This is a genomic window from Bacillus paranthracis (assembly GCF_001883995.1).
Lineage (GTDB): Bacteria > Bacillota > Bacilli > Bacillales > Bacillaceae_G > Bacillus_A > Bacillus_A paranthracis.
In genome coordinates this window covers 1-4,827 of the sequence record NZ_MACE01000050.1, presented here as the reverse complement: position 1 = coordinate 4,827, position 4,827 = coordinate 1, and the positions used below count along the sequence as shown (strand labels likewise).

The following is a 4,827-nucleotide window of genomic DNA, read 5'->3' as shown; positions in this document are numbered from 1 at the left end:
CTGTTAAAGTAACTGTATTTGCAGTTGTATTCCCGTTATTTTGAACGACTACAGTGTAAGTGATTGTACCGTTAGTAGATTGTACGAGAGAATCTGTATTTTTAATTACGGATAACGATGCATCAACAACAGCTGTATTAACCGTATTAGACGAGGATGTTGCTGTAACAGGAGGTTGACTCGGATCGACAATATACGTGTAACTTGTAAGTGCTTGATTTATAATTGCTCCTTGCGGTGGAATAGAAGTTTGCAAGAAATTGGAACGTAATCGTAACAGAATCACCTGGTGCGATAATACCAACTGGAATACCGAGAGTTGGACTTGCATCTGGAAGTGAAATCCCGTTAAGCGTGACACTATTTGGAACAAATAATGCCCCTTCAGGAACACCGTTAATGAGTAATACAGAGTTTGCAGGGAAGTTTCCAGTATTCGTTAATGTTGCAGTGTACGTAATTATATCTCCAATAGATACGATTGTTCGATCTGCTTCTAAAAGCGTTGTAACAGTAGCGTTATTAATTTGTGTTGAAGCGCTATTAGAAGTTATTGTGCCTGTAACAGGAGGAGCGGCCGGATTAACGATGAATGCGAATTGAATAGATGCAACGTTTGTAATTGGGTTGGAAGGAGGAGTAGATGTAACTATGACTTGGAAAGTAACGGTTAAGGAACTACCCGCGCTAACGGTCCCGATAGTAACGCCGCTATTTGGATTTGCACCTGGAATGGTATTTCCATTTACAGTAAAACTATTTTCAACAAAGGTCGTTCCTGCTGGAATGAGGTCTGAGAAATTTACATTCGTAGCATTTGTATTGCCGCTATTTTGAATTAAAACGGTATAAGTGATCGTGTCGCCAATATTTGCAAAGGCTGTACTAGCAGTTTTTACAGCTGAAAGTATTGCTGAATGAATAGAAGTAACGAAGACGTTCGTTTCCACGTTGCCAGGCTGAGCCTGTAATGCATTGCCTACGTTATATTGGAAGTTCACAAATGCTAAGTTTTGGAGTTCAGGAGTGAATGTTGTCGGATTGCTTACAATTTGAACTTGGAATATGATTGTTACAGTTTGATCTGGATTGACTGTATTTATGCCAATACCGCTGGTGATAGAAGCGGATGGTAATGAAGTACCGTCAACAACAACTGATCCTGTAACAAATTGTGTCCATGAAGGTAAAGGGTCTGAGAAAACAACGTTGTTAGCTGGAATATTTCCTGTATTCGTAATCGTAGTTGTATACGTAATCGTATCACCAATCGTTGCAAAAGCTTTATCTCCGATTTTAATCGTGTTTAAAATTGCACTTTCGATTTTTGTTGAAACAGTAGTAGAAGTAATGTTTTTTGAAACTGGTGGATTAGCCGGATTAACGATATGTTGAAAGTTAACGCTAGCTTGATTGGTAATTGGATTTATAGGCGGGATTTCATCTGCGATAATATTAAATGCCACAATGACAGATTGGTTTGGCGCGATATCACCAATTGGAACTCCTGTAACGATATCTGCAGTTGGGATGCTAGTTCCGTTAAGTGTAAAACTATTCGGTTCAAATGAAGTTCCATCTGGAATAAGATCGGTAAAAATAACATTTGTTGCACTAACATTTCCGCTATTTGTAATTGTAACGGAGTAGACAATATCTTGCCCAATGTCAACCGTAGATACATTTGAATTTTTTTGTGCAGTAAGGATAGCGCTATTAATTTGTGTGGTTGTTGTATTAGATTGATTAGAAGTTGTAATAGATGGCTGGCTAGGGTCAACGACATAATGATATGTGATAGAAGCAGAATTAGAAATAGGATTAAGTGTAGGAAGTGTAGTAACAGTTGCTTGGAATGTGACAATTGCCGTATTACCACCATTAATGGAACCGATATTTACACCAGTAGATAAATCAGCATTTGGAATGGTTTGCCCATTAACTGTGAAACTATTTGGAACGAAACTTAAATTGCTATCAAGTATATCGATGACGGTAACATCAGTTGCAGCCACATTCCCGGTATTAGGGAGGTTAAGTGTAAATGTTATTGTATTACTAACATCCGCAAAGGTAAGATCTGCCGTTTTTGTACTTATAATATTTGCGTTATTTATTTGAAGAAGCGTAGTGTTGGAAGTAGCTGAACTCGACACTGGAGGGTTAACAGGATCAACAGTAAACTCATATGTCGTTGATGCTGTATTCGGTGCTGGATTAATAGGTGGAATGCTGCTAACTGTAACTTGAAAGACGATACTATATATTTCATTTGGTGGAAGTGCTGCAAGTAATACACCTGTATTTGGATTCGCGTTAGGTTGTAAAACGCCATCGACAGTTAATGTGTTAGGAACAAATGTGAGTCCACTTGGTAATACATCTGTGAATATAATATTCGTTGCATCGGTATTGCCTACATTGGTAATAGAAGTAGTGTAAAAAGCAGTTTGCCCGATATCTGCAAAGGATGCACTTTCATTCTTCGTCATAGATAATATGGCTTCTTTAATTTGCGTTGAAACAGGATTGCTAATTGAAGTTTCTGTATCAGGCGGTGAGATTAATTGATAAGATGTTGATGAGAAATTTACAATTGGGTTTTCGGTTGGTAATGAGGTCACGTTTACTTGGAAGGAAACATTTACTGTAGCCCCCGCTGTTATCGGTCCAATATTTACACCGTTTACTGGATTCGCACCACTTTGAGGAACTCCATTAATGGAAAATGTGTTTGCAATAAATGTAGTTCCGCTCGGCATAGTATCTGTGAAAATAACATTTTGTGCAGATGAATTTCCATTGTTTGTTAAAGTGACCGTATAAGTGAGTGTATCTCCGATGTGGCTAAATGCTTTATCAACTTGTTTAGATGAAAGAATGGTAGCTGTATTAATTGTAGTAAATGTTGTGTTTGAAGTAACACTTCTTGAAACAATTGGTGCATTTGGATCAGCGATAAATGTGTAAGAAGCAGTAGCGGAATTGACAATAGGATTTTGGGCTGGTGTAGAAGTAGCTGTAACTTGAAATGCTATAGATATTGAGCTGTTAGGAGCAATTGATCCAATTGTTATGCCGGTATTAGGATTGAGCCCGATTTGTGTAATGCCACCTATTGTAACGCTATCAGTAATAAACGTCGTACCATTTGGTATAAGATCAGTGAAAGTAATATTCGTAGCGTTTGTATTACCGGTATTTGTCAAAAGTGTCGTATAGGTAATAGTATCACCTAGTGTTACAAGTGTTTGATCTACAGATTTCACCATCGTTATCATAGCATCTAGTACCGGGTTTGTAACGATATTCGTTGAAGTAGAAGTTGTAATAGGAGTTCCGTTTGGATCGACAGTATAAGAATATAAAATTGTGTCACTACCCATAATTGAACTTGAAGGGGGAACAGAAAGAACAGTTGCTTGGAAAGTAACGGTTACTGTTTCACCAGGAGCGATATTTGGTATAGTTACTCCAAGTGCTGGTTGCGCACCAGATTGCTGAACCCCATTTATTTTGACTGAGTTTGGTATAAAGGTAGTGTTAGCTGGAATTGCGCTCGTGAACGTTATATTCGTTGCAGTCGTATTTCCTGTATTTGTAATAGTTGTTGTATACGTAATCGTATCTCCAACAGAAATGATAGATTTATCAACGCTTTTTTGGGTCGTTAATATTGCACTATTAATTGTTGTCGAAACAGAATTAGATACATTCGTTTGTGTTACGGCAGGTTGGCTAGGATCAACCACATGTGCAAATTGTACAGAACTAAAATTAGAAATTGGATTTATACTTGGAATGTTTGTAACAAGTACATTAAGAGTAATCACGGCCGTTCCATTTGGGTTTATATTTCCAATCTGAATCCCGTTAGATGGATTTCCGATTTGCTGTGTACCAGAATCGTTTGTAAGAGTGCCAGATATGAATGCCGTTCCATCAGGTAAAGTATCCGTGAAAATTATATTTTGTGAAGTGACATTTCCAGGGTTGCTTAATGTAATTGTATAAGAAATTGTATCGCCAATCGTTGCGAAAGTTTTATCTACAGATTTGATTGCCACAATTTCCCCAGAATTTATTTGTGTCGAAACAGAATTAGATGTCGTATTTCGTGAAACAAGTGGTAAATTAGGTCCTGTCATAAATTGATAATCAATAGAAGCACCGTTTACAACTGGTGAGTTTGGTCCTCCAGGTCCGATTGTAAAAATAGGATTTGGGATGCTAACTACTTGCACACGGAAGGTAACATTTATAAAATCTCCTGCAATAATATCCCCAATTGGTATCCCGTTCGCTGGATTTACTCCAGGTAATAAAACCCCACCTACTCGAGCGCTATCTTCTATAAATATTGTATTATTTGGAGTCGGATCTGTAAAAATGATATTCGTAGCAGTTGTGTTCCCTATATTTTCTAATAAAACAGTATACGTTAAAAATGAATTTCCAGGTGCAATGTCAGAAAATAGTCGATCCACACTTTTCGTTGCTTGAATAATCGCTTCGTTAATTTGAACTAAAGTTGGATTACTTGTAGCTGTTTCTGTCACCGGCGGCTGGTTAGGATCAACAATGATAGAGTATGTTGTGCTAGATTGGTTCAATGTTGGATTTGTAGCTGGTATTGAGCCAACAATAGCTTGAAAGCTAATTGTTATCGTTCCTCCAACTGGAATTGCGTCTAAAGAGATTCCGCTATCTGGTCTAAATCCAAGTTGTGGGATGGAGTTAATTTGTACACTATCAGGAACGAATGAAAGTTCGGGTGGTAATATATCGATAAAAACAGGTGTGTTTGCGGTAGTATTTCCGCTATTA

General features: G+C 37.7%; 1 pseudogene. It reads right to left on the bottom strand.

Annotated elements, in window-relative coordinates:
- Positions 1-4,827 (bottom strand): annotated as a pseudogene (locus BAQ46_RS21170) (beta strand repeat-containing protein); the annotation flags it as partial.